This is a genomic window from Oleiphilus sp. HI0061 (assembly GCF_001635675.1).
Genome location: NZ_LWFE01000521.1, coordinates 1 through 879 on the forward strand (window position 1 = coordinate 1; position 879 = coordinate 879).

1 protein-coding gene is annotated in these 879 nt (G+C 43.2%); it reads left to right on the forward strand.

Features of this window, described 5'->3' with window-relative positions; genetic code table 11:
- Positions 1-539: 539 nt before the first annotated feature.
- Positions 540-821: a hypothetical protein gene (locus tag A3735_RS06870; RefSeq protein WP_068633550.1), complete on the forward strand. Its 282-nt coding sequence runs from the start codon at positions 540-542 to the stop codon at positions 819-821.
- Positions 822-879 lie beyond the last annotated feature (58 nt).

The window sequence follows — 879 nt, forward strand, 5'->3', positions numbered from 1 at the left end:
GTTTTCTCTTTATATCGCAGATAGAAATAACGATGGCCGCTCAATTAACGAGAAAATGGGGCTGTTTTAATCTAACAAGTGTAGCCTGTCTCGCCCCAGCAAAAAGACGCTATGGCTGGACTTCGCTTCGCTCGGCCGCAGCTACAGGCGTTAAATGTTTTTTTGCCTTAAAGGTTAAGGCTCAATATTCGGCAAGGAATGCACGTTTCTAATCTGGCATCTTTCCGTTTAAATTTTTAGGGTAGGTGGTACGGTTTCCAACTGTTCCGCTCTGCTGTTCAAGCTTCTCAGGCACATTTTTATTTGTAGAGGCTTCGTCGGTGGTGTGTTCCTAGGAAGTCCGGTAAAGTCGCCATCTATGGTGTTTTTGTCTCAAGGCAAGCACTTAGGTTTTAACGTGGTGTTTGGTTTAGTTGGGTGTTCTAAAACATCTAACCAGTTCATCAAACATCACTCCGGCCACAAAGAGACGTGGCCTGCGTTGGACGCACGATAGAGCCGTGCGCCGTTTATAAAAGCGTTATGTTCTCTAGGTGGTCATGGAAAAGGTCGAAATAGAAAACTGGAGCTGGACATTACTCCGCCACAACGAAAACTTTATTTTGTCAGTAGTTTGTGGCTCTGTTGGTATTTATACGGTCGAAGTAGTACTTAGTAAAGCCGAAATAGACCACTATAAGGCCAAAGGTGTTGCATTCATAAAACAGCTTGCGAGTAACATACGTAGTAATCCAGAATCATCAAAAAGCAAAAGCCTTGGTGCTTCGCCCATTGCTAAAGAATTGGAAATCGCACTCAATGAATGGAAATCTAGAAATTAAAAACATAACCAGCAGCACCAACGGACTCCGCAAAAGTCGCATCTTTTTTGTTCCAAAA

Coding starts and splice junctions, on each gene's coding strand:
- A3735_RS06870 (WP_068633550.1), top strand. CDS start 540: ATGGAAAAGGTCGAAATAGAAAACTGGAGCTGGACATTACTCCGCCAC.